This is a genomic window from Streptomyces sp. NPDC021212, from assembly GCF_044332925.1.
Classification (GTDB): Bacteria; Actinomycetota; Actinomycetes; order Streptomycetales; family Streptomycetaceae; genus Streptomyces.
On record NZ_JBIRPZ010000016.1, the window covers coordinates 142,462 to 164,605 of the forward strand.

The 22,144-nt window shown below is 71.5% G+C and carries 24 protein-coding genes; 17 read left to right on the forward strand and 7 right to left on the reverse strand.

The genetic code is table 11. The features are described from left to right. The first annotated feature begins 149 nt into the window (after window positions 1-149). The 5 genes from ACH4SI_RS34895 to ACH4SI_RS34915 all read left to right on the forward strand — a co-directional run bounded on the left by ACH4SI_RS34895 (window position 150) and on the right by ACH4SI_RS34915 (window position 4,926). Window positions 150-1,484: a PspC domain-containing protein gene (locus ACH4SI_RS34895; protein WP_398302944.1), complete on the forward strand. Its 1,335-nt coding sequence runs from the start codon at window positions 150-152 to the stop codon at window positions 1,482-1,484. Then, window positions 1,481-1,702, forward strand: a complete 222-nt coding sequence (locus tag ACH4SI_RS34900) for a hypothetical protein (protein WP_398302946.1) — start codon at window positions 1,481-1,483, stop codon at window positions 1,700-1,702. The genes ACH4SI_RS34895 and ACH4SI_RS34900 overlap by 4 nt, the downstream gene beginning before the upstream one ends. Window positions 1,703-1,751: 49 nt before the next feature. Continuing rightward, window positions 1,752-2,354: an HD domain-containing protein gene (locus tag ACH4SI_RS34905; RefSeq protein ID WP_398302948.1), complete on the forward strand. Its 603-nt coding sequence runs from the start codon at window positions 1,752-1,754 to the stop codon at window positions 2,352-2,354. Between the two features lie 581 nt (window positions 2,355-2,935). Next, complete coding sequence (locus tag ACH4SI_RS34910; protein WP_398302950.1) at window positions 2,936-4,213, forward strand: PspC domain-containing protein; 1,278 nt, start codon at window positions 2,936-2,938, stop codon at window positions 4,211-4,213. After that, window positions 4,210-4,926, forward strand: a complete 717-nt coding sequence (locus tag ACH4SI_RS34915; RefSeq protein WP_398302952.1) for a LuxR C-terminal-related transcriptional regulator — start codon at window positions 4,210-4,212, stop codon at window positions 4,924-4,926. Before ACH4SI_RS34910 ends, ACH4SI_RS34915 begins: the two co-directional genes overlap by 4 nt. Here ACH4SI_RS34915 and ACH4SI_RS34920 read toward each other — a convergent pair whose 3' ends face one another. Next, window positions 4,927-6,414 (reverse strand): FAD-dependent monooxygenase, encoded by a 1,488-nt coding sequence (locus tag ACH4SI_RS34920; RefSeq protein WP_398302954.1) that lies wholly within the window; start codon window positions 6,412-6,414, stop codon window positions 4,927-4,929. 99 nt (window positions 6,415-6,513) lie between these two features. On the opposite strand from ACH4SI_RS34920, the gene ACH4SI_RS34925 reads away from it, so the two are divergent. Next, complete coding sequence (locus ACH4SI_RS34925) at window positions 6,514-7,146, forward strand: TetR/AcrR family transcriptional regulator (protein WP_398303024.1); 633 nt, start codon at window positions 6,514-6,516, stop codon at window positions 7,144-7,146. Here ACH4SI_RS34925 and ACH4SI_RS34930 read toward each other — a convergent pair. Then, window positions 7,139-7,564, reverse strand: a complete 426-nt coding sequence (locus ACH4SI_RS34930) for an ATP-binding protein (protein ID WP_398302956.1) — start codon at window positions 7,562-7,564, stop codon at window positions 7,139-7,141. The two genes, ACH4SI_RS34925 and ACH4SI_RS34930, sit on opposite strands and share 8 nt — an antisense overlap. Window positions 7,565-7,660: 96 nt before the next feature. On the opposite strand from ACH4SI_RS34930, the gene ACH4SI_RS34935 reads away from it, so the two are divergent. Together ACH4SI_RS34935 and ACH4SI_RS34940 are read left to right on the forward strand one after the other, a co-directional pair. After that, window positions 7,661-8,476, forward strand: a complete 816-nt coding sequence (locus ACH4SI_RS34935) for a Scr1 family TA system antitoxin-like transcriptional regulator (RefSeq protein WP_398302958.1) — start codon at window positions 7,661-7,663, stop codon at window positions 8,474-8,476. Next, entirely contained in the window at window positions 8,473-8,790 is a 318-nt protein-coding gene (locus ACH4SI_RS34940) for a DUF397 domain-containing protein (RefSeq protein ID WP_398302960.1), read from the forward strand. Before ACH4SI_RS34935 ends, ACH4SI_RS34940 begins: the two co-directional genes overlap by 4 nt. Here ACH4SI_RS34940 and ACH4SI_RS34945 read toward each other — a convergent pair. After that, window positions 8,777-9,619, reverse strand: a complete 843-nt coding sequence (locus tag ACH4SI_RS34945) for an SAM-dependent methyltransferase (protein ID WP_398302962.1) — start codon at window positions 9,617-9,619, stop codon at window positions 8,777-8,779. The genes ACH4SI_RS34940 and ACH4SI_RS34945 overlap by 14 nt on opposite strands. 284 nt (window positions 9,620-9,903) lie before the next feature. Here ACH4SI_RS34945 and ACH4SI_RS34950 point away from each other — a divergent pair, with 284 nt between their 5' ends. The 6 genes from ACH4SI_RS34950 (at window position 9,904) to ACH4SI_RS34975 (ending at window position 15,289) form a co-directional block, all read left to right on the forward strand. After that, window positions 9,904-10,773, forward strand: coding sequence for a hypothetical protein (locus ACH4SI_RS34950; protein WP_398302964.1), 870 nt, complete (start codon window positions 9,904-9,906; stop codon window positions 10,771-10,773). A gap of 64 nt (window positions 10,774-10,837) precedes the next feature. Further along, window positions 10,838-11,416, forward strand: coding sequence for a Uma2 family endonuclease (locus tag ACH4SI_RS34955; RefSeq protein WP_398302966.1), 579 nt, complete (start codon window positions 10,838-10,840; stop codon window positions 11,414-11,416). A gap of 115 nt (window positions 11,417-11,531) precedes the next feature. Further along, entirely contained in the window at window positions 11,532-11,801 is a 270-nt protein-coding gene (locus tag ACH4SI_RS34960; protein ID WP_398302968.1) for a hypothetical protein, read from the forward strand. Continuing rightward, complete coding sequence (locus tag ACH4SI_RS34965) at window positions 11,794-12,420, forward strand: DUF6879 family protein (protein ID WP_398302970.1); 627 nt, start codon at window positions 11,794-11,796, stop codon at window positions 12,418-12,420. The genes ACH4SI_RS34960 and ACH4SI_RS34965 overlap by 8 nt, the downstream gene beginning before the upstream one ends. Window positions 12,421-12,700: 280 nt before the next feature. Beyond that, window positions 12,701-14,851 carry an ATP-binding protein gene (locus tag ACH4SI_RS34970; RefSeq protein WP_398302972.1) on the forward strand — a complete coding sequence of 717 codons (2,151 nt, stop codon included), beginning with the start codon at window positions 12,701-12,703 and terminating at the stop codon, window positions 14,849-14,851. Window positions 14,852-14,884: 33 nt separating this feature from the next. Next, window positions 14,885-15,289 carry a DUF1326 domain-containing protein gene (locus ACH4SI_RS34975; RefSeq protein WP_398302974.1) on the forward strand — a complete coding sequence of 135 codons (405 nt, stop codon included), beginning with the start codon at window positions 14,885-14,887 and terminating at the stop codon, window positions 15,287-15,289. Window positions 15,290-15,365: 76 nt separating this feature from the next. Here the strand turns inward: ACH4SI_RS34975 and ACH4SI_RS34980 are convergent, their stop codons facing one another. Next, window positions 15,366-16,337 (reverse strand): MerR family transcriptional regulator, encoded by a 972-nt coding sequence (locus ACH4SI_RS34980; RefSeq protein WP_398302976.1) that lies wholly within the window; start codon window positions 16,335-16,337, stop codon window positions 15,366-15,368. A gap of 112 nt (window positions 16,338-16,449) precedes the next feature. On the opposite strand from ACH4SI_RS34980, the gene ACH4SI_RS34985 reads away from it, so the two are divergent. Continuing rightward, on the forward strand, window positions 16,450-17,262 hold the full coding sequence (locus ACH4SI_RS34985) for a MerR family transcriptional regulator (RefSeq protein WP_398302978.1): 813 nt from the start codon (window positions 16,450-16,452) through the stop codon (window positions 17,260-17,262). Between the two features lie 6 nt (window positions 17,263-17,268). Here the strand turns inward: ACH4SI_RS34985 and ACH4SI_RS34990 are convergent, their stop codons facing one another. Next, window positions 17,269-17,868, reverse strand: a complete 600-nt coding sequence (locus tag ACH4SI_RS34990; protein ID WP_398302980.1) for a CGNR zinc finger domain-containing protein — start codon at window positions 17,866-17,868, stop codon at window positions 17,269-17,271. A gap of 77 nt (window positions 17,869-17,945) precedes the next feature. On the opposite strand from ACH4SI_RS34990, the gene ACH4SI_RS34995 reads away from it, so the two are divergent. Together ACH4SI_RS34995 and ACH4SI_RS35000 are read left to right on the forward strand one after the other, a co-directional pair. Continuing rightward, window positions 17,946-19,250, forward strand: a complete 1,305-nt coding sequence (locus ACH4SI_RS34995; protein WP_398302982.1) for an MFS transporter — start codon at window positions 17,946-17,948, stop codon at window positions 19,248-19,250. A 28-nt stretch (window positions 19,251-19,278) separates the two neighbouring features. Further along, a complete protein-coding gene (locus tag ACH4SI_RS35000) occupies window positions 19,279-20,208 on the forward strand; it encodes an alpha/beta fold hydrolase (protein WP_398302984.1) in 930 nt (309 codons plus the stop codon). A gap of 32 nt (window positions 20,209-20,240) precedes the next feature. Here the strand turns inward: ACH4SI_RS35000 and ACH4SI_RS35005 are convergent, their stop codons facing one another. Both ACH4SI_RS35005 and ACH4SI_RS35010 read right to left on the reverse strand, forming a co-directional pair. Beyond that, window positions 20,241-21,152, reverse strand: coding sequence for a DUF2690 domain-containing protein (locus tag ACH4SI_RS35005; protein WP_398302986.1), 912 nt, complete (start codon window positions 21,150-21,152; stop codon window positions 20,241-20,243). Further along, on the reverse strand, window positions 21,149-21,925 hold the full coding sequence (locus ACH4SI_RS35010; protein WP_398302988.1) for a helix-turn-helix domain-containing protein: 777 nt from the start codon (window positions 21,923-21,925) through the stop codon (window positions 21,149-21,151). Before ACH4SI_RS35010 ends, ACH4SI_RS35005 begins: the two co-directional genes overlap by 4 nt. Window positions 21,926-22,144: the final 219 nt, after the last annotated feature.

The window sequence follows — 22,144 nt, forward strand, 5'->3', positions numbered from 1 at the left end:
TCCCCTCCCGCTCCACGGCGGCCTGCTTTCACGCATGTCGCGCATGTTCGATCCGCCACGATAGCCGCCGCGACATCGGGGATGATCTCAGGGAAGGCCCAGGGTTTCACCGGATGTCCCCGGAACGACCGTCTTGTCACCATGGACGCATGACCGATGCACCCACCGTGGCGGACGAAGGCGAGGGGGCGGCCGGTTCCGGGGAATCCCGGGGCACGCAGCCGCCGCCCTTCATGAGCGCGCCGCTGCGGCGCAGCCGTGACCAGAAGATGATCTCGGGGGTGTGCGGCGGGCTCGGCCGCTATTGCGACGTCGACCCGGTGATCTTCCGGGTGGTCCTGTCCATGCTCGCCGTCGCGGGCGGGATCGGCCTGATCGTGTACGGCTTCTGCTGGCTGCTCGTCCCCCTCAACGGGGAGGACGAGAACGAGGGGCGCCGGCTGCTCTCCGGGCGTGTCGAGGGCCCGGCGCTGACGGCGGTCCTGTGCGCGCTGGTCGGCTGCGGGCTGTTTCTGTCGATGCTGAACAACGGCGGCGTGGTGTCGTTCTCGTTCATGCTGTTCCTCGCGGTGGCCGGCGTCGGTTATTGGTCGCACCACCGGCGACAGGCGGAGTACGGCGGGGCGGTGGATTCGGCCACGGCGCAGGCCGTCGCGGACGCGCCTCCGGAGGCCAAGGCTCCGCCGACGCGGGGCGGGCCGGGGCCGTCGTGGTGGCGGGATCCGATCGTCAAGGACGGTACGACGGGGCTGCCGGGCGGGCCGGGCCGATCGGGGGCGGGGTATCTGTGGGGGCCGGACGACGGCCCGTACGACAGGGCCGTGGCGCGGGCGGAGCGGGCCCGGCGGATCCGCGACCGGTCCTCCATCGGCGGCTGGATCTTCCTGGTCGCCCTCGCCGCCGCGGCCATCGGCATCCGGCTGTCCTGGTACTCCCAACCGCTCGGCACCAGCCTGGAGATCGGCCTCACGAGCGCGCTGGCGGTCTTCGGGCTCGGGATGGTGGTCAGCTGCTGGTACGGGCGGACGGGAGCGGGGACGGCCATCATGACCGTCGTCACGTGCGCGCTGCTGGCCGCCGCCACGGCGCTCCCCCGGTCGGTCACCACCGACTGGTCCCGCGAGACCTGGGCCCCGACGTCCGCGGGCGCCGTGCGGCCCTCGTACGAGCTGGGCGGGGGCGTCGGGGAACTGAAACTGGACCACTTCCGGCTGACGGAAGACCAGACCGTCCGGACCCGGGCCGAGGTGGGCGCCGGAAAGCTGGCCGTGACCGTGCCCCGGGACGCCCGCCTCAAGCTGTCGATACGGACGGGGCTCGGCGACATCCGGCTCCCGGGCGAGCCCGGCGACAACATCGACATCGAGCCGGGCCGCGAGCGGAGCGTGACCCTCGACCCGAAGGGCGGGCCGAGCGAGGCCCACGGAACGCTGGTCCTGCGGCTGTCGATCGGCCTGGGGAACGTGGAGGTGACGCGCTCATGAAGCGGCATCCGATGGAGCCGGGAAAGCTGGTGGCGGGCCTCGTCGTGCTGGGCGTGGCGACGGTGTACGGGCTGGACGCCGCCGGGGAGTGGGACGTGCGGTCGCTCGCGCCGCTGATGGTGCTGGTGGGCGGCCTGTGCGTGGCGGGGGCGGTGTCGGCCCTGACGTACGTGGCCCGGGGGAAGCGCGCCCGGGGGACGGAGGGCTCCGCGCCGTAGGTCCGCGCGGTAGGTCCGCGCCGTAGGGGGGAGTTGCTACGCTCCCGCCGTGATCCTCCCGACGGTCGACGACATCCGCGCGCTGCACGAGAAGCACGCGCCGACGCCTGAAGCGTTCGAGCTGGTGTACACGCACTGCGAGATCGTCTGGAAGATCGCCGAGCAACTGCTGTCCGCCGACGGCCACCGGCTCGATCTCGACGCCGACCTCACCCGCGCGGGCGCCCTGCTCCACGACATCGGCGTGTACCGGCTCTACGACAACACCGGCCGACTCCGCACCGAGGACTACATCCGCCACGGCGTGCTCGGTCACGCGATCCTCCGCGAGGAGGGCTTCCCCGAGCAGCTGTGCCGCTTCTGCTCCTGCCACACGGGCGTCGGCCTCACGCGCCACGACATCGAACGGCAGAACCTCCCCCTGCCGGTGGCCGACTACGTGGCGGAGACCGCCGAGGAACAGCTGGTGATGTACGCGGACAAGTTCCACACCAAGACCACCCCTCCGGCCTTCCTCTCCTTCGACACCTACGCCGCGCAGATCGGCCGCTTCGGCGAGGAGAAGGCCAGCGCGTTCCACACCCTGCGCACCCGCTTCGGCGAACCAACCCTGGCCCCCCTCACCACCCAATACGGCCACACGCCGGCCTGAAGCAATCCACCCCCTCCGGCACACCCCTAGCCCGTCCGGCGCCCCCAGCCCTTCCGGTCCCGCTCGGGGAGTGGGGTCCGGGGGCTGGGGGTGGAGATGCCCCACACCCCAGCCCGTCCGGCACGCCCCAGCCCTCGCGGTGCAACCCGGCCCGGCCGACGCGCCACAGCCCCTCCGGCACACTCCAGCCCCTCCGCCGCACCTCAACCCTTCCGGTCCCGCTCGGGGAGTGGGGTCCGGGGGCTGGGGGTGGAGATGCCCCACACCCCAGCCCGTCCGGCACGCCCCAGCCCTCGCGGCGCAACCCGGCCCCTCCGGCGCACCCCAACCCCTCCCGGCCCGCTCGGGGAGCGGGGGCCGGGGCGGAGATGCCCCACTGAGTTTGAGGAGCGGGGTCCAGGGGCGGAGCCCCGGCGGGGTGCGGGGGCGGAGCCCCCGGTCGGGGTCTGGGGCGGAGCCCCAGTTTCGGGAAGGGGCGGGGTGGGGGACAGCGCCGCAGGCACCCGCACCGGCCCCGCTCCGGGAATGATCAGGGTCGACCCTGATGTCCGGAACGCGGGGCCCGTGTGACGATCGAAGGCATGACCGCCCCCGCACCCCCGACCACCCCCACCGAGCCACCCCCGCGCAAGCTCTACCGCAGCGCCGAGGGACGCCTGCTCGGCGGCGTGGCACGGGGGCTCGCCGGGCACCTGGGGCTGCCGGTCGCCTGGGTCCGGATCGCGTTCGTCGCGCTGATCATGGCGGAGGGCTTCGGCACCCTCCTCTACGCGCTGTTCTGGTTCATCGTCCCCCTCGGCGTCGGCGGCGTAGGGGAGACGACGACCCGCCCGCTCACCACCGTGGGCCCCGACGGACGCCGCCGCATCCTGGCCCGCAAGCCGGAGCGCGGCCAGATCATCGCCCTGGTCGCGCTCTTCATCGGCATGGGCATCTTCATCCAGGGCGTCCAGCTGGGCCGCGCCAACACCTACATCTGGCCCCTGCTCCTGGTGGGCGCGGGCGTCGCCCTGTTCTGGCGGCAGGCAGACAACGCCCGCCGCGCCCAGTGGGTGGAGCTGAGCCGCAGCAAGCGAGTCCTGCCGCTGGCCCGGGCCGGGGCGGGGGTGGTGCTGGTCGGCGCGGGGGTGACCGGCATCCTCGTCCTCCAGGGCTCGGCCCGGCACCTCGGCGCCGTCCTCCAAGCAGCCCTCGCGGTGATCGTCGGCATCGCGCTGCTGGCCGGCCCGTACGTGATCCGGATGACGCAGGACCTCTCCGAGGAGCGCCTGATGCGCATCCGCGCCCAGGAGCGGGCCGAGGTCGCGGCGCACGTCCACGACTCCGTGCTGCACACCCTCACCCTGATCCAGCGCAGCGCCGAGGACCCGCGCGAAGTGGCCCGGCTGGCCCGGGCCCAGGAGCGGGAGCTACGCGCCTGGCTCTACAAGCCGGAGGGCACCGGCAAGGACGAGGCGGATGAACCGGACACCCTCGCCGAGGCGGTCAAGGCGACGGCGGCGGAGGTCGAGGACCACCACGGCGTCCCGATCGAGGTCGTAGTGGTCGGCGACTGCCCGTTGGACGAGAGGCTGGGCGCGCAGATGCAGGCCGCGCGCGAGGCGATGGTGAACGCCGCCAAGTACGGTGGCGACGGCGGGGCGGTCCAGGTGTTCGCCGAAGTCGAGGGCGCCACGATCTTCATATCCGTACGCGACCGCGGCCCGGGTTTCGATCTGGACGCGGTTCCGGACGACCGCATGGGCGTCCGTGAGTCGATCATCGGCAGAATGCAGCGCAACGGCGGCACGGCCAGGCTGAGGTCCGCGCCCGACGGGGGCACGGTAGTGGAGCTGGAGATGGAGAGGGCGACGACATGACCGAGGCAACGGGCGGTACGGCTGGTGCGGGCGGCAACGGTAAGGACGACGCCCGCCGTTGCCGCGTCGTCCTCGTAGACGACCACCGCATGTTCCGCACCGGCGTCCAGGCCGAGATCGGCGAGACGGCCCGTACCGGCGTCGAGGTCGTCGGCGAGGCGGCCGACGTCGACCAGGCCGTCACCGTGATCACCGCGACCCGCCCCGAGGTGGTCCTGCTCGACGTCCACCTCCCCGGCGGCGGCGGGGTCGAGGTGCTGCGCCGCAGCGCCGCGCTGATGGCGGCCGCGGAGCGCCCGGTGCGCTTCCTCGCCCTGTCCGTCTCGGACGCCGCCGAGGACGTCATCGGCGTCATCCGCGGCGGCGCCCGGGGTTACGTCACCAAGACGATCACCGGCACCGACCTGGTCGACGCGATCTTCCGCGTCTCCGAGGGCGACGCGGTGTTCTCCCCGCGCCTCGCCGGTTTCGTCCTCGACGCGTTCGCCTCCACCGACGCCCCGCCCGTGGACGAGGACATGGACCGCCTCACCCAGCGCGAACGCGAGGTGCTGCGCCTGATCGCGCGCGGCTACGCGTACAAGGAGATCGCCAAGCAGCTGTTCATCTCGGTGAAGACGGTGGAGAGCCATGTCTCGGCGGTTCTGCGCAAGCTCCAGCTCTCCAACCGCCACGAACTCACCCGCTGGGCGACGGCACGCCGTCTGGTCTGATCACCCGGTCGTCAGGTGCTCGGCGACCGCGTCCAACACCCCCGCGCGGCACGCCTCGGCGTCGTCCGCCGCCCAGCAGACGTAGCCGTCGGGCCGGAGGAGCAGGGCACCCGCGCCCAGGTCGGTGGTGGACTTGCCGCGTACGAGGTCGACGCGTCCCGGCAGCGTCACGTCGTCCGGGACGAGCCCGCCCACGTCCAACAGCACGGCGTGGCCCGCGCCGAAGAGGGCCGACAGCCGGGTGGGACCCGCGTCCGTGCGGAGGTCGGCGTCCGGGACCCGCTGCCCGGCGAGGGGGTGCGCGCCGGGTACGTCGTAGTGGAGGGCCAGGCCGGAGATCAGTCCCGCCAGGTAGCGATTGGTGTCCGGCAGCCGCATCAGGTCGATGAAGATGTCCCGTAGGGCCGCCACGTCCTCGCTCGCGCGCGGGTCCGCCAGCACCCGCTGGGCCGAGGTGTGGTGGAGCACCCGGGCCGCGACCGGGTGCCGTTCGGCGTGGTAGCTGTCGAGCAGCCCGGCCGGCGCCCGGCCCTGGACGGTCGCGGCCAGCTTCCAGCCCAGGTTGAACGCGTCCTGCACGCCCAGGTTCAACCCCTGGGCGCCCAGCGGCGGATGAATGTGCGCGGCGTCCCCGGCAAACAGCACCCGGCCTTCCCGGTACTGCTCGACCTGCCGGGTCGCGTCCGAGAACCGCGAGGCGTTGTCCACCCCGCCGAGCACCGTCTCCCCGCCGTATACGGCCCGCAGCGCGGCGGCGATCTCGTCCTCGCCGACCGGGGTGTCCCGGGTGCGGTCCGCCGGGCCTTCGTGCCCGTAGGTGAGCCGGTAGCGGTCGTCGCCGAGCGGGATGAGCATGGCCCAGTAGCCGTTCGCCTGGCGCGTCAGCGTGCTGATCTGCCCCCGCTCGCGTGGGACCAACGGCGATACAGCCGACAGCCGGATGTCCGCGAGAACGGCCAGATACGTCCCGTCCCGCCCGGGGAACGGCATGCCGAGCTTCTTACGAACCGCACTGCGGCCCCCGTCGCACGCCACCGCGTACCGCGCCCGCACCCGTAGGCCGTCGTCCGTCGTGACGGTCACCCCGTCGTCGTCCGCCTCGACCGACGTCACGGCGGCGTCGCGCCGTATGCGCGCGCCGAGGGCGGTGGCCCGCTTCTCCAGCACCTCTTCGATCTCCCACTGCGGGAGCATGATCGGGGACAGATGTCGGGTGTCCCAGGACCTGCAGTCCAGCGGCACCGGCAGCAGGGCGAAATTCGCGCCGACCGGAGGGCCGGGGAGCGCCCGCCGCAGCATCGGCTCCAGCAGCCCGCGCAGCTCCAGCATTTCCGCCGTACGAGGCTGGATGGCCCCGCCCTTCACCTGCTGGACGCGCTCCGTCAGCTTCTCCAGCACCAGGGTCTGGACCCCGGCCAGCGCCAGTTCATGCGCCAACGTCAGCCCGGTCGGCCCGGCCCCCACGATGACGACCTCGGTCTCGCTCATCCCACGCTCCCCTTCGCGTCTCTGCACTCAGTAGATAAGTACCCCAGGTGCAGAAATAATCCAAGTGCAGTGAGGTGGGGTAACGTGAACGCCGTGACGATGCCCGACAAGCCAGGACTGCGCGAACGCAAGAAGGAGCGCACCCGTACGGCGATCTCCGACGCCGCCATCGGCCTCTTCCTCGAACACGGCTTCACCCAGGTCTCCGTAGCCCAGATCGCCGAGGCCGCCGAGGTCTCCAAGCGCACGCTCTTCGCGTACTTCCCGACCAAGGAAGACCTCGTGGTGCACCGCATGGCCGACCACGAGGCCGAGGCCGCCCGGGTCGTACGCGCCCGCCCCGCGCACACCACCCCGCTGGACGCCCTGCGTGCCCACTTCCTCGACGGTCTGCGCCGCCGCGACCCGATCACCGGCCTCAACGACCACCCCGCGATCCGCTCGCTCACCGAGCTGATCTTCGGAACCCCGGCCCTGATCGACCGCATGCAGCGCTTCAAGGCGGGCGGCGAACGCGCCCTCGCCGAGGCCCTGCACGACACCACGGACGCGCCGGACCTCACCGCCCGCCTGGCCGCCGTCCAGGTCATCGGCGTCCAATGGGCGCTGTCCATGGACAACTTCCAGCGCCTTACGACAGGCGAGACCGCCGACGAGCGCTACCCGGGCGCCGTACGCGACGCCGAGCACGCCTACGACCTGCTGGCGGGTGGCCTCGCGTCGGTCACGTAACCGCGATCAACTTCAGCTCGAACCACACCGTCTTCCCGATGCCGCAGGCGCGCGGATGCGCGTCCCACGCGTCCGCGAGCGCCGCGATCAGCGCCAGCCCCCGCCCCGACTCGTCCTCCGCCGTCGCCGTGCGGGGCTGAGGCATCGCCTCGCTCGCGTCCGACACCTCGACGCGCAGTTTCTCGTCACGCACCACGCAGCGTGCGCGGATCTCCCGACCTGGGGAAACGCGCGCGTGGCGGCAGGCGTTCGTCACCAGCTCGCTGATCAGCAACACGGCGACCTCGGCCTGCGCGTCCGGGACCTGCCACGTACGGGCCTGCTCACGCAGCAGCGCCCGCGCCCGGCCCGCGCTGCGGGGGTGGCGGGGGAGCCGCCATTCGATGTCCATCGGAAGTGGGGGAGTTGGTGCATTCATGACCGGAATGCTGCTGGTCAGGCGCACTGTGCCCGAGTAACGACGTCGGTACGGAGCGTATGCGTACCGCAGGTGCCTCATGGGAGAGAGGGCGCGATGACGGTCATGGAGGGTGGTTCGCAGTCGCCGATGTCCTGGCGGTATTGCGGAAACCAGATCAAACTGTGGCGCATGCAGGCCGGGGTGAGCCGCGAGGAACTGGGCAAAGAGGCCAACTACGAGTACGAGACCGTGAAGTCCATGGAGCAGGGGCGCCGCAAGCCCGCGCTACGGCTGCTCCAGGTCGCGGACCAGATGTTCGGGGCGCGGGGGCTGCTGCTGGCGGGTCAGGAGTACCTGAAGCCGGATAAGTTCGCGTCGTACTCGGAAGACTTCATCCGGTACGAGGCCGAGGCGATTGTCCTCAACTGGTTCGAGCCTCAGCACATTCCAGGACTCCTGCAGACAGGGGAAACTGTCCGAGCGCTGCTCCAAGCGGCGTGTCCGGTGCTGGACGACGAGACGATCGAGGAGCGAGTCGCGGCCCGGCTGGAGCGACACTCCCTGTTGGACAAGCAGACGAAGGCGTTCAACTTCGTGATCGGGGAAGCGGCTTTGCGCTACCCGGTCGACGAGTACGACGTCCACAAGCGGCAACTGCAGCACCTGCTGGACATGGGGGAGCGACGCAATGTGACCATCCAGGTCTTGCCGTTTGGGGGAGCCCACCCGGGCCTCAACGGACCGTTCGTACTGTTGGAAACCCCCGAGCACGAGCAGCTTGCGTACGTAGAAGCCCAGGAGACCGGGATCTTGTCCGCAGACCCGGCGAAGGTCAGCGTCATCGCCCAGCGGCATGCCATGATCATTCGGCGAGCCCTCAGTCCTGAGGATTCGGCAGACTTCATCAGAAAGTTGGCGGAGGAGCTATGAGCGACGAGCTCGCGTGGTTCAAGTCCAGCTACAGCGACACTCAGGGCGGCGCCTGCGTAGAGGTCGCCCTCTCCTGGCGTAAGTCCAGCTACAGCAACAGTGAAGGCGGCGCCTGCGTGGAGGTCGCTGGTAGCTGGGCCAAGTCCAGCTACAGCGACACACAAGGCGGCAACTGCGTAGAGATCGCCACCTGCCCGCACACCGTCCACGTCCGGGACTCGAAGCTCAACGCCGGACCGCAACTGGCCCTCGCCCCGGACGCCTGGGCGGAGTTCATAACCTTCGCCGCCACCGCCACCGTCAGCCCCGCTTGAGCGCCACGCCCCCGTACATCGCGACTTCCTCGTCCCGGACCCCCTCGCATGTGGCGTCCGGACGCCAGTGATGGAGCAGGGTCACGCCGGGGTCGATCAGTTCCAGGCCGTCGAAGAACCGCTCGGCCTCGGCCTTGTCCCTGATCTTGAGGGGGATGCCGCGCTCGTTGTACTCGCGGCCGACCCCGGCGACCTCCTGGGGGGCCGTGTCGCCGGTGAAGACGGTGATGGCCAGCGCGCTGCCCGGCGCCAGTTCGGCCATCAACTGCCGCACCAGACCCTGCGGATCGTCCTCGTCCATGACGAAGTGGACGATCGAGATCAGGGACAGCACGACCGGCTGCTCCAGGTCCAGGGTCTTGCGCAGGGAGTCCGCGCCGAGGATGGAGTCGAGGTCGCGGATGTCCGCGTCGATGTACTCGGTGCGGCCCTCCGTCGTGCTCGTCATGAGGTGACGGGCGTGGGTGAGGACGATGGGGTCGTTGTCGACGTACACGACCCGAGCGTCGGGGGCGATTTCCTGTGCGACCTCATGGAGGTTCGGGGGCGTCGGGATGCCGGTGCCGATGTCCAGGAACTGACGTATGCCGTGCTCACGCACCAGATGACGGACCGACCGGTGCATGAAGTAGCGCGCCTGCTTCATGGACGTCGGCAGGCTGGGCCAGGCCCGCGCCGAGGCGTCGCCGGCGGCGCGGTCCGGCGGGTAGTTGGTCTTGCCGCCCATGAGGTAGTCGTAGACGCGGGCGGAGTGCGGGATGTCCGTACGGAGATCGACCGGAGCCTGGGCGAACTCCGACCTCGATGACATCCAGTCTGTTCCTGACATTTTCCAGCGCCCCGATCGTCAATCTGCGGCAATCAGCTGACCAGTTGCGGTCGTGAGCCATCGTAAGAGGCACTGAGCTTCGGGCGCCGAGACCTGAGCGCATTTATCTAAGGAACGGGTGGGTTGCACAAACCCACCCACCCTCCCTGCTTGTGCACATGACGTGACCGACTTGCCACGCGCGGTTGCGGCGGTCTAGCGTTCGCGGCAACAAGCAAACGGCCCCGGCGGTGCGCCAACACCAAACCGGGGCCTGACCTACAAGATCGAAGAGGACTCGATCCGTGGCTTCTGCCGACTGTATCGCTGCCCCGCGCGCGTCCGCACACCCGCTGGCCAACCCCGGCTACGGCAAGCGCAGCGCACCCCGCCAATCCCCTCGTCGCGCCGACGACTTCGCACATCTGCCCAGGCGTGAGGCGGCCATCGCCGCGTACATCGACCGGCTGCCGGACGGCTCCGCGATGGACGCCAAGACGCTCGCCAAGACCCTTCCCGACTACGGCCAAATGGCCTGCGCCACCGCGCTGCGGCGGCTGTCCGAGGCCGGTCATCTGCGGCGCGTACGCGAGCACCACATCACGGAGGACGGGGCGCGCTGGGTGACCCGTACGTTCTTCTCGCGGACCGCGCGCGGGGAGGAGTGGTGGGCGGCGTTCGTACGCGGCGACGACGCCCCGGAACCTCGTCCCGCGCCCGCCCCCACCGCGCCCGTACCGGCCAGAACTCCCGCGTACGACGCCCTCGCGTCCCTGGGCCGTACGGATCCCCGGATGACCCTCTCGGCCGCCGACTGCACCGCCCTCGAACCCCTCGCGGCGGCCTGGCTGGCGCGTGACGCCGACCCCGTCCGCCTCGTCCAGGCGCTGACGGCCGGGTTGCCTGTGCAGGTGCACAGCCCGGCGGGGATGGCCCGCACCCGGCTGGAGTCCAAGCTGCCGCCCGAGCCGCCGCTGCCGGAAGCGCGGCCGGAGATCACGATCAGCCGCCTCCTGGAGTGCACCGACTGCGGCCGCCCCGGCCCGCCCGCCGCCCTCCCCGGCGGCCTCTGCCGCCCCTGCCGGGGCGAGGCGGAGCCGCTGCCGCCGGGCGGCAGCGACGTTCACACCTGGGCCGAGCGGCTGCGAGCCGCCGCCCGCGACGCGAAAGGATGAGCGAATGACCTTGCAGGACGCGCCACCCGATGTCGGGGCACCATGGGTGCGAGGAGGCGAACCCATGACCCCTGGCACCACCGATCGGCCGCAGATGAGCATCGAGGAGTTCGAGCAGCTCGCCCGTACGGCGCCGGAAACCGTCACGCTCGAATTCATCAGCGGAAAGCTAGAGGTCAAGCCCGTGCCGGACGGGGATCACGACGAGATCATCATGTGGGTGCAGGACCAGTGCATGCAGCATCGTCCGGACTTGCGGCTGTACCGGGAGCGGGGGCTGAAGGCAGAAAGCTACCGCAAGGGGCGTGCCCGCCCGGACGGCGCCTTGGCGCCCCGCAAGCACTTCGCGGGGCATGGCGAGTGGTCGGACGCCGAGGGGGTCCTGATGGCCGTCGAGGTCACCTCTCACGATAGGGATGCAAACCGGCGTGACCACGTGGACAAGCCCGATGGCTACGCCGCCGCGGGAATCCCGGTCTACCTCCTTGTCGACCGCGACGAGTGCACGCTCGTCGTCTACAGCGAGCCGCAGCGCGGGATGTACCGCAACAGGAGGGTCTCGGCGTACGGCGAGGCGGTCGAACTCCCCGACCCGATCGGGATCACCTTGAACACGGAGGAGCTCAAGGACTACGCGTCCTGAGCACGCGCCCTCACCGTCCTGGCGGACAGCCGCCTGGACCGCACGCCCAGCCTTGCCGTGCGTAGTCGGCATCCATACGCTCTGTAGTACTCGGGTTGTGGAGGTGGGAGGCGTCATGTCTCGTCCTTGGGATGCTGATTTATCCGCAGCGTTCGCGCGGCGGTTGGGGAAGTCGGCCAAAGAGCTGGGCGTGACCAGGGAGGAGGATGATTGTCCGGACATCTGGGAGCTCGACAACGGCGATATCGCGATCGTGGGGCGGGATCGTACGGATGCCTATGCCGCCCGGTTGCCCGCAGGCGTAACCCTCGCAGCGGATGAACGCCTCGTGATCATCCCGGGGGCCATGCTCCGCTCGGCAAAGCCGGACATCGCCGATGCTTGACCGGAGCGCTCTTGAGCTGGCCTCTTCCCAGGGGGACCGGCTGGTCATCGCCGACTACCGAAGTGACTTCCGGCTGCATCGCGGCGCGATCCGCGATGTGGACTGCTGGAAGTTCGAGCGGCAGCAGGACTTCGTGGACAAGGGCGACAGCTGGGACGCCTTCTGCCAGGGCCGCTGGGAGGAGTCCGTGCGGCTCCTCGAGGAGGAGCGGGAGAACCTTCGCGAGGCCGTCCGTCAGGATCGCGAGCGCAACATCGTCTTCCACCGCGTGCGGGTCGTGGAAGAGCCACTGACTCCGTATCTGCACTGGGAACTGCACGCCCTGCGCGTACAGGCCGAGGCGGGAAAGGAGATCCGTGTCATCGGCCCCGGTGCGTGGAGCGCCCTGGAGGCGGACGGGCCGCTGCCCGAGGTGGTCGTGGTCGGCGGGCGGGTCCTCTACCGGGTCCTCTACAACGAGGCAGGCGCCCTGGACGGTGGCATCCGATTCCGCGACCCTGAGCTGATCAAAAACTGGGAGGGCTTCATCGCGGAGCTCTACGAGGGCGGGGAGGACATCCTGTCCTACTTCGAGCGCCACGTGGCGCACCTCCCTCCCCCGCGGATGAAAGCGGAGTAGGGCCATCAACGAGGACGACGCAGGCGAGGGACGCCCAGGGGGCACGGACAACGACCTGTCGGGCTCGTCTCGCGACGTCATACAGGCCGGGTCCATCAGCGGAGGAGTTCACTTCCACAACGACCCGGCGCCGGGCGGCGGCCCCGCGAAGGTCGTACCGCGACAACTGCCCGCTGACGTAAGGGGCTTCGTCAACCGCACCGACGAGCTGCACCGCCTCGACGCGATCCTGGCCGAGAGGAGGGACGGCGGAACCTCGGTCGTCGTCGCGTTATGCATTGTGGCGGGGACGGCGGGCGCGGGGAAGACCTCGCTGGCCCTGCGCTGGGCGCACCAGGTGAAGGCCCACTTCCCCGACGGCCAGCTCTATGTCAACCTGCGGGGCTACGCCCCGGGCGAGCCGGTCACCGGGCAGGAAGCGCTGCACCGGTTCCTCACCGGGCTCGGCGTTCCCGCGCACGCGGTTCCGGTGAACACCGAGTCCGCCGCCGCGCTGTTCCGTTCTCTGCTGGCCGACCGCCGGGTGCTGATCGTCCTGGACAACGCCGCGACCGCCGCCCAGGTACGGCCTCTGCTGCCCGGTCACTCCGGCTGTCTCGTCGTCGTCACCAGCCGCGGGCGGCTGTCCGGGCTGTCCGTACGGGACGGGGCGCACCGCATCACCCTCGGCACCCTCCCCGAACCGGAGGCCGTCGCCCTCCTGCGGGCCGTGACCTCCGGCTACCGGCCCGAGGACGACGCGGAGAAGCTGGCCGAACTCGCCCGGCTCTGCGCCCGCCTGCCCTTGGCGCTGCGTATCGCGGCGGAGCGCGCCGCGTGCCATCCGCACATGGGGTTGGACGAGCTGATCGCCGATCTGCGGGATGAGTCGGGACTGTGGGAAGCGCTGAGCACGGGAGAGGAGCAGGACGCCGACGCGGTGCGTTCCGTCTTCGCTTGGTCCTACCGGGCGTTGTCCCCGGACACGGCGCGCCTCTTTCGGCTGCTCGGCCTGCACCCGGGGCCCGAGTTCGGCGTCGAGGCCGTCGCCGCTCTCGCCGGAATCAGCGTGCGGAAGGCCCGGCAGTCGCTGGACGTTCTCGTTGGCGCGCATCTGCTGGAACAGACGGCCCCGGACCGCTTCGAATTCCACGATCTGCTCCGGGCCTACGCGACAGATCAGGCCCGGCTGGAGGAGACGCCGGACAGCCGCGCCGCCGCACTGCGGCGCGTCCTCGACTGGTACCTGCACACGGCCGATGCCGCGCAGGGCTTGATGGCGCCTGCCCGTGACCGTCTTGAGCTCGACCCGGCGGACGAGCAGGTCGCCCCGCTGTCGTTCTCCGACCACGACCAGGCTGTCGACTGGGCCGAACGGGAACGGAAGAATCTGATCACCGCCGTGCACGCCGCCGAGAAGGCCGGACTCGATCGGTATGCGTGGCAGTTGGCCCTGGTGCTCTGGAGCGTCCCGGCCCCGTCCGCTCCCGTCGCGGAATGGCTTGTGGCAGGGGAGATCGGCCTGGGCGCCGTACGACGTCTCGGCGACCGCGCCGGGGAAGCCGGGCTCTTGCAGAGTGTGGGCTTCACCTACCGTCAGCTCCACCGCCTCACCGAAAGCCGGGACGCGCACCAGGAGGCGTTGACGATCCGGCGCGAGCTGGGCGACGCGCGGGGCGAGGCCGCCGCGCTGAACGCTTTGGGGCTGATCGCGCTGCGTATGAGGAGGCTGGACGAGGCCGAGGGCCATTTCACGCGCGCGTTGGATCTGTTCCGGGACCTCGGCGGCGAGCATTGGGAAGCCGTGACGCGCGCCAACCTGGCGACAGCGCACCGTGAGGCGGGACGCCTCACGGAAGCGGCGGACCAACTCGATCAGGCGCTGGCCGTCCATCGACGGATGGGAAACCGGCGCAGCGTGGGCAATGCCCTGCGACTGCGGAGTGCGGTGCTTCGCGAACGCGGTGAGCCGGACGCGGCCGTTCAGGCGGCGCAGGACGCCGTGGACATCGCGCTGGAGCTGCGCGATCGGGTGGCGGAAGCGTACTGGCTGCTCTACCTGGGCGATGCCCAGCAGGCCGCAGGACGGTTCGCCGAGGCGCTGACCTCGTACCAGCGGTCCGCCGCTCTGCACCGCCGCCTCGGCGATCGCGGCCGCGAAGCCCTTGCCTGGCAGGGCACCGGTGAGACGTACCGGCGCCTTGAACGCCACGACGAGGCCGCCGCCTTCCACCGCCGGGCTGCGGGCGCGCAGCAGGACCTGGGCGACGCGTGGCAGCAGGCCATCGCGCTGGACGGCCTCGCCGCCGCCTCCCTGAGCGGCGAGGAGGGCGATGCGGTGGCCGCCCGTCGGCACTGGGCCGACGCCCTGCGCCTCGTGGACGGCTACCGGGACGCGCGGGCGGGGAGGCTGCGGGAGCGCATCGAGGGGCGGCTGGCGCGCGACCGCTGATCCCGCACCTGACTGTATACCCCCCGCGGGTATTTGCACTGCCGCGGGTGGCGGGCTAACCTCACACAGCGGGATGCCCTCGAGGAGATCTTCCGCGGCAACGCCGGGGGGTGGCCGGGCACGTTCGGTTCGCTGATCAGCGACGTGCGCGGCGTGCAATACGCCCCGATTCACTTCGATGCCGCGCCGGATCTCGCGTACTGGCGGGCGACCGTGTCCGACAAGGTGAGCGTGGGCGCCACGGCGCTGACCGGTCCCACCTCGGACCCCGAACGCCGGGTGCAGTTGCTCAACGCCCCCGGGGCGGAGGTCGGGCCCGGCCAGGTCGCGACGTGGGGTGTGGTGAGTGAGGACCACGCCGAGGGCTTCGACTTCTCCCGCGAGTACCGTGGCGGGTCCAGCAAGCACTTCCCGTTCGACTGGCGGCCGGGCGCATAACGGCGGCCCGCACCCGTACTCGACCCCTGGCCGCCTTGTCAGCGGCGGCCAGGGGTCAGCCCTGTCGAGGAGAGCCCTACCGAGGGGCGTCGCGCAGCCAGGTCAGCACCTGGTCGGCGTGCTCGTTCGGCGGGAAGACCGGATAGAAGACGTGCTCGATCACGCCGCCGCGGATGATCAGCGTCAGCCGCTTGTAGAGCGTCAGCCCGGCGACCTCGAACGTCGGCAGGGCCAGCGCCCCGGCCAGGCTGTGGGCCGGGTCGGAGAGCATGTCGAACGGCAGGTGGAGCCGTTCCACGACCTCGCGCTGATAGTCGGTGTCCTGGCTGGACAGGCCGAACACCCGGACCGCGCCGGCGTCCAGCAGCTCCTGGTAGTGGTCGCGGAAGCCGCAGGCTTCGGGGGTGCAGCCGCGGGCGCCGGGGATCGCGTTCCACCCCTCGGGCAGGTCGGTGCCAGGGCGGCCGGTGAGCGGGTAGACGTAGAGCACCGTCCGGCCCGTGCCCAGCGCGTCGAGCCGGACCGTCGTATCGCCGGTGCTGCGCAGCTCCAGGGGCGGTGCCGGGGTGCCGGGCAGATGGGCGGTCGCGCCGTCGTCCTCGGGGACGGGCAGGTCGGCGGGCAGGCTCAGGTAGTCGTTCATCGGGTTCGCTCCTCCGTCGTCGGGCCCTTCACTGCCGGGGGAGACGCGACTGTTGCGGTGGGCGGCCTGCTGGAGGTGCCCGATCAGCGCCGTCCGGCGTGCCGTGAGCCCCGCGATGCGCTGCGACAGTTCGTCGATCGCCTGCCGGTACCCGGCCAGCGACGCCGCGCAGTCGTCGGCGTGCTGATGGCCGACGTCCAGGCAGTCCAGGAACGGCCGGGTGCGCTCGACGGGGATCCCCAGGCCGCGGAGCGCCCGGATCTCCCGCGCGAGCCGTACGTCGTGCTCGTCGTAGTCCCGGTAGCCGTTGGCCAGTCGCCCGGGCGTCAGCAGCCCCAGTGACTCGTAGTAGCGCACCGCTTTGGTCGTCACACCGGCCCGGCGGGCCAGCTCACCGATCCGCATGTCTCTCACCTCGACGAACGCTAAACCTTGCCCTTGAGGGTAAGGTCAAGCCCCGGTTCGGCGGCGGGTGCTTGACCCTGACACCGTGTGAGGCCGTGGACTGGGAGACATCATGTTCACCATCGGAGATTTCGCCCGGCACGGGCGGGTGTCGGTCCGGATGCTGCGCCACTACGACGCGACCGGACTGCTGCACCCCGCCCGGGTCGACCCCGCCAGCGGCTACCGGTACTACACCGCCGCCCAGCTCGCCCGCCTCAACCGCATCATCGCCCTCAAAGAGCTCGGCTTCACCCTCTCCCAGGTCCGGGAGATCCTGGAGGAGAAGGTCACCACCGAGGAGCTGCGGACCATGCTGTGGGTGCGGCGGGCCGACCTGGAGGCCACGATGACGGCCGCGGCGGCGCGGCTGGTGCAGGTCGAGGCGAGGCTCCGGTCGATCGAGAGCGAGGGACAGATGTCGTCCGACGATGTCGCGGTGAAGAGCCTTCCGGGCGTGCGCGTCGCCGAGCTGACCGGCGTTGCGTCCGGATTCGACGCCATCGGACCGGTCATCCAGCCGCTGTACGGGGAACTGCTCCCGCGTCTGGCGGCGGTGGGGATCACGCCGACCGGGCCCGGTGTCGCCTACTACGAGGACGCGCCGGACGGCGGTGTCCTCATCCACGCCGGGATCGAGGTCGCGGCCCCGGTGCAGGAGGACGACGGCCTGCGGGTCGTGGACCTGCCGCCGGTCGAGCAGGCGGCGACGATCGTCCACCGGGGGTCGATGGAGGCGGTCCTGCCGACCATCCAGACCCTGGGCCGCTGGATCGAGGCCAACGGCTACCGGTCGGCCGGATACCCCCGGGAGATCTACCTGGAGTGCCCGGAGAACCAGGACGAGTGGGTGACGGAACTCCAGGAGCCGATCACGGCTGTGTAAGGCCGATCACGGCTGGCCGAGCGCGGCTTCCTCTCGTGCCGCTCGGTGGCTCTTGAGGTTCGCCTTCTTCATCTTGTTTCCGCAGGTCGCCATGGAGCACCACCGCCGCCGTCGGCCACGGCTGGTGTCCAGGAAGAGCCCTCCGCAGGTGCGCTGCTCGCAGCGTTTGATCACGCCGTCTTCGTGGTGGGTGCCCAGCGTGGTGACCGCGTCGACGGCGACGATGGCGAGCGCCGCGCGGGCGGGGTCGGTGTCCGGGAGGCGCCACCGCGCCCGCCCGCCGGTGAGGACGAGCCGCGCCCGGTGACGCGCGGTCCAGCGGTTGAGCAGCGCCTCGTCCGCCGGGTCCGGAACGTCGTCGGCGGCGATGGCGGTCCCGGCCCGGTGGATGGCCTCGCGCAGTTCGCGGGCGTCCCGCAGGAGGGCGTCGGAGGGGAGCGGCATGTCCGCGCTGCCCAGCTCGTTGACGGCGAGCCACGCCCGTAGTTGCTCCGGGGTGGCGATGCGCTCCACCACCGCGTCGCCGCGCCGCTCCCCGAGCGTGGCGACGAAGCGGAACGCCAGGATCTCGTTGCCGAGCCGGAAGGCCATGGGTGAACCGGTCATGGGGGTTCATCGTAAATGCTCCGCCGCTCCGAGGCCAATGTTGACATCGCCCGGGGGAACCGTTTAAACAGGTTCACATGAACCAGTTGGAACGGTTCCCCCATGATGTGGTGGAGCCCCCGGACAGAAAGTCCCGGATTCCCTGCGGCAAGCCGTCCGGCCCCGGGCGGTACCGGGTGGGGTTCTGGGCCGTGGCGGTGATTTTCGCCGTCACCACCGCGTTCTCGACCGTGCCGACGCCGCTGTATCCGCTGTACGAGGAGCGGGACGGCTTCGGTTCGTTCACCGTGACGGTGGTTTTCGCCGTGTACGCGGTGGGGGTGGCGGTCGGCCTGGTGGCCGCCGGTCATCTCTCCGATCGCACCGGCCGTCGCCCGGTCCTCGTCGCGGCGCTCCTGGGTCAGCTGACCGCGGCGGTCCTCTTCCTCGTGTGGCCCGCTCTGCCCGGCCTTCTCCTCGCCCGGTTCGTCACCGGCCTCGGCGTGGGCATGGCGACCCCGACCGCCACCGCCTACCTCCAGGACCTCCACATACGCTCGCGGCCCACGGCTGGGCAGGCGGGACGCTTCCAGGCGGTGTCGACCGCGGCGAACGTCGGCGGCCTCGGCGTGGGCCCGCTGGTCGCCGGGTTGCTCGCGGCGTACGTCCCGGCCCCGATCCATACGCCCTACGCCGTCTTCGCGGTGCTCCTCATCGCCGGGGCCGTCGCCGTCACCGCCCTGCCGGAGACCGTGGACCGCCCCACCCGCCCGGTGCCGTACCGCGTGCAGCGGGTGCGTCCGCACGGCGGCGCCGGACCCTTCTCCCTGGCGGTCGCGTGCGCCTGCGCGGCCCTGGCGATCTTCGGGCTCTTCACGTCACTGGCGCCCGGATTCGTCGCGACCACCTTGCGCCAGACGTCGCCGGCCGTCGCGGGCGCCGTGGTCTTCGCCGTCTTCGCCGCCGCGGTACTGGGCCAGAGCTTCACCGGCGCCCTGCGGCCCGCGGCGCGCCGAGCCCTCGGCGTCGCCGCGGAAGCCGCCGGATGCGCCGCCGTCGCCGCGGGAATGGTGCGGGAGGACCCCGCTCTCTTCATCGCGGGAGGCGTCATCGCCGGGATCGGCGCCGGCACGCTCTTCAAGGCCGCGGTCGCGCTGGTCACGGAGGCGGCGCCCGCGCACGTGCGCGCGGAGGCCCTGGCGACCTTCTTCCTCGCCGCCTACACGGGTCTCGTCGTCACCTCCCTCGGACTCGGCCTCGCCGCACAACGGACCACCCCGACGACCGCGACGCTGTGGTTCTCCGGCTTCCTCGCCGCGCTCCTCACCGCGATCGCCCTCCTCGACCGGACGGTGGGCGGAGCACGCCGCCGGCCGTCACCGCCCCCGTCCCCGTCACAGTGACCCGACACATGCGCAAGGAGAGCCACACATGATCACGACCACGACCACGACCCGCCCGCTCACCGGCTTCGGCACCGTGACCGGTGTCCCCTGGCTCCCCGACGGCTTCACGGACGTCTTCGCCAGCACCCTCGTCCGCGTCGGCGACGTCGCCCTGCACACCGTGCAGGGCGGCGCCGGGCGGCCCCTGCTCCTCGTCGGCGGCTGGCCGCAGAACTGGTACGTGTGGCGGCACGTCATGCCGCGCCTCGCCGAACACTTCCGCGTCGTCGCGGTCGACCCGCGCGGCGTCGGACCGTCCGACAAGCCCCGCGACGGATACGACACCGGCACCGTGGCGGCCGAACTCGTCGCCCTCATGCGGGCGCTCGGCCACGAGCGCTTCGCGATGGCCGGGCACGACGTCGGCATGTGGCTCGGCTACGCCCTCGCCGCCGACCACGGCGACACGGTCGAACGCCTCGCCCTGCTCGACGCCATGATCCCCGGCCTCGCGCGCGACATCCCCGTCTTCGGCCCGGAGGCGCAGAACGACATGCTGTGGCACTTCTCCTTCAACCGGAAGCGCGACATCAACGAACAGCTCGTCCGCGGCCGCGAGGACATCTACTACGGCGACCAGTTCCGGGTGAAGGCCGCCCGGCCGCTGCCGGACTCGGCCGTCGACTTCTACGTCGAAACCCTCGCCCGCGACCCCGAAGCGCTGCGCGCCAGCTTCGAGTACTACCGCGCCACGGACGACAACATCGCCCAGAACAACCGGCGCAAGCAGCATCCGCTCCGCATGCCCGTCCTCGGCGTCGCCGGAGCCCGTGGCCAGGGCGAACGCCTCGGCGCCCTGCTCGACCCGGTGACCGAACGGCTCGACAGCGTCGTCCTCCCCGACTGCGGCCACTACGTGCCCGAGGAGCGTCCCGAGGCCCTGCTGGAGCACCTGCTCCCCTTCCTCCGCCGCTGAGCAGCGCTTCCCCCTGCGGGACTCCCGCCGGCTCAGCCGCCGACGCACACGTGCGCGCCATGCCTCGGGTGGTAGCAGGCGGTGACACGCCGGGGCGTGTCCGTCGTCAGCATGGGCGTGGTGTGGTAGCCGCCGGTCTTCGCCGGGTCGGTGTCCGCCACGCTGCGCCGCTGACCGGGCAGGGTGACGACGAGCCGGTCCCCCGGCCGGGAGAACCACATACGGCCCCACGCCGCCCCGCACGACTTGCGGTAGCGCACCTCGAACCAGGTGCCTTCGGGGGTGCGCTTCCTGACGACCGTCTCGGACCCGCTGACGCACCACGCCGCCGCGGGGTCCTCGCCCTGGCAGTCGCGGCCCGCGCAGAGGGCCTGCGCGGTGGCGATGGCCGCCGGGGGGCGCGGCGCGGCCGACCGGGCGCCTACGGTGCCGCCCAGACACCAGGCGAGCGGGAGGGTGACCGCGGCGACCAGGGCGGCGGTGACCGCCACCGCCCACACGGGATAGCGCCGCCGGGCGCCCTCCGTCCGCCGCGGAGGGCGCCACCGGACCGCACCGGCCGTGGTGTCCATGATCCGTTGCGGGGACGACCGCCGGGGCGCGGCCTGCCGCTGTGGTGCCCCGGTCGCGGGCGCGGCGCCTGCCGGTGCCTCGTCGGCGCCCGGGCGGCCGCGCCAGGTGAGGTCGGCCAGCTCCCACAGGGCGAGGATGGGCTCGGCGGGCTGCCCGGCCAGTCGGCACAGGCCCTCCACCGCTTGCCGCGGCGGCAGCGTGCTGCCGTTCAGGCAGCGGTCCCACGACGACTTGCTGTACGCCGTCTGCTCCGCCAATACGGCCAGGCTCACCCCGGCGCGGTCCTTCAGCTCCCGCAGCCTGGTGACGAACCGTGTGCACTCGGGGCTGAGCGTGTCCGGCAACGGCTTCCACCGCATGGTCCCGCTCACCCCTCCTGGCGCAGCACGGGCCAGGTGTGCTGCCCGATGATCCCGTCGGGCACCACTCCGGCGTCCCGCTGCGCCCGCCGGGCGGCGTTGCGGGTGGCGATGTCGTACAGGCCGTCCACCCGGCCGGTGTCGTAGCCGTGATGGCCGAGCAGGCACTCCGCCTCGGCCACCCTCTCCCCGTAGTAGCCGAGCCCGACCGTCTCCTTCCAGGTTCGGCTGTGGCCCGCGTAGAGAGCGCCCTCTTCCGACCGCACGTCACAGCGCACCGGAGGGAGCCGGGTTGCCGCCCTTGCCTCCTGCTGCGGCCCCCGGCCGAGGAGCACTCCGGTCACCGCGGCGCCGACGAACGCCACGGTCACCACCAGCGTGAAGACCCCGCGTGCGACGCCTCGCCGCGCCGCGCAGCCCCCGCCGCCGGCTGCCGGGCCCGCCTCGCCCTGGTCGCCCTGATCGACCTGGTCGTCCTGGTCGTGCTGGTCCCTGTTCCTGTTCGGCGTGGCGGACGACGCGTTCCAGACCGTCTCCGCGACCTCCCGAAGCGCCAGCAGCCGGGCCCGATCCGTGCCGCTCAGCTCGCACAGGGCCACTATCGCCCGCTGCGACGGCAACGCGCGCCCGCTCAGGTACCGCTCCCACGACGATCTGCTGCACCCGGTCTTGGCCTCCAGCGCGGCCAGACTCAGCCCACTGCGGTCCTTGAGCCTGCGCAGATGTGTGACCAGCTGGCGGACGCTGGGGTCCATCCCCTCGGGCAGCGGTTTCCAACGCGGCATCCCCACCCCCGGTGTGCTCTGCGGACGCTGATTTCGCGCCCTTCACTATTACCGACAGCGATAGGACAAACACAACTCGTGACACCTGTTCGCTCTCGTTTTACGTACCTGCCCCGGGGGCGCGGCGGCCGTCCCGCGCATCCCGCCACACCGTCCCCGGGTCGTCCCATTCCGCAGGTCGGCGCGCGGGACGTCCCGCGTTCACCGCGCCGCCCGGCC

Bases quoted from the DNA above. Each gene is read 5' to 3' on its own strand.
- ACH4SI_RS34960 (WP_398302968.1), top strand. From the start codon at position 11,532: ATGTCTCGTCCTTGGGATGCTGATTTATCCGCAGCGTTCGCGCGGCGG.
- ACH4SI_RS34915 (WP_398302952.1), top strand. From the start codon at position 4,210: ATGACCGAGGCAACGGGCGGTACGGCTGGTGCGGGCGGCAACGGTAAG.
- ACH4SI_RS34935 (WP_398302958.1), top strand. From the start codon at position 7,661: ATGACGGTCATGGAGGGTGGTTCGCAGTCGCCGATGTCCTGGCGGTAT.
- ACH4SI_RS34940 (WP_398302960.1), top strand. From the start codon at position 8,473: ATGAGCGACGAGCTCGCGTGGTTCAAGTCCAGCTACAGCGACACTCAG.
- ACH4SI_RS34925 (WP_398303024.1), top strand. From the start codon at position 6,514: ATGCCCGACAAGCCAGGACTGCGCGAACGCAAGAAGGAGCGCACCCGT.
- ACH4SI_RS34895 (WP_398302944.1), top strand. From the start codon at position 150: ATGACCGATGCACCCACCGTGGCGGACGAAGGCGAGGGGGCGGCCGGT.
- ACH4SI_RS34965 (WP_398302970.1), top strand. From the start codon at position 11,794: ATGCTTGACCGGAGCGCTCTTGAGCTGGCCTCTTCCCAGGGGGACCGG.
- ACH4SI_RS34980 (WP_398302976.1), bottom strand. From the start codon at position 16,337: ATGCGGATCGGTGAGCTGGCCCGCCGGGCCGGTGTGACGACCAAAGCG.
- ACH4SI_RS34910 (WP_398302950.1), top strand. From the start codon at position 2,936: ATGACCGCCCCCGCACCCCCGACCACCCCCACCGAGCCACCCCCGCGC.
- ACH4SI_RS35000 (WP_398302984.1), top strand. From the start codon at position 19,279: ATGATCACGACCACGACCACGACCCGCCCGCTCACCGGCTTCGGCACC.
- ACH4SI_RS34920 (WP_398302954.1), bottom strand. From the start codon at position 6,414: ATGAGCGAGACCGAGGTCGTCATCGTGGGGGCCGGGCCGACCGGGCTG.
- ACH4SI_RS34945 (WP_398302962.1), bottom strand. From the start codon at position 9,619: ATGTCAGGAACAGACTGGATGTCATCGAGGTCGGAGTTCGCCCAGGCT.
- ACH4SI_RS34955 (WP_398302966.1), top strand. From the start codon at position 10,838: ATGACCCCTGGCACCACCGATCGGCCGCAGATGAGCATCGAGGAGTTC.
- ACH4SI_RS34990 (WP_398302980.1), bottom strand. From the start codon at position 17,868: ATGACCGGTTCACCCATGGCCTTCCGGCTCGGCAACGAGATCCTGGCG.
- ACH4SI_RS35010 (WP_398302988.1), bottom strand. From the start codon at position 21,925: ATGCCGCGTTGGAAACCGCTGCCCGAGGGGATGGACCCCAGCGTCCGC.
- ACH4SI_RS34930 (WP_398302956.1), bottom strand. From the start codon at position 7,564: ATGAATGCACCAACTCCCCCACTTCCGATGGACATCGAATGGCGGCTC.
- ACH4SI_RS34900 (WP_398302946.1), top strand. From the start codon at position 1,481: ATGAAGCGGCATCCGATGGAGCCGGGAAAGCTGGTGGCGGGCCTCGTC.
- ACH4SI_RS34995 (WP_398302982.1), top strand. From the start codon at position 17,946: ATGAACCAGTTGGAACGGTTCCCCCATGATGTGGTGGAGCCCCCGGAC.
- ACH4SI_RS34985 (WP_398302978.1), top strand. From the start codon at position 16,450: ATGTTCACCATCGGAGATTTCGCCCGGCACGGGCGGGTGTCGGTCCGG.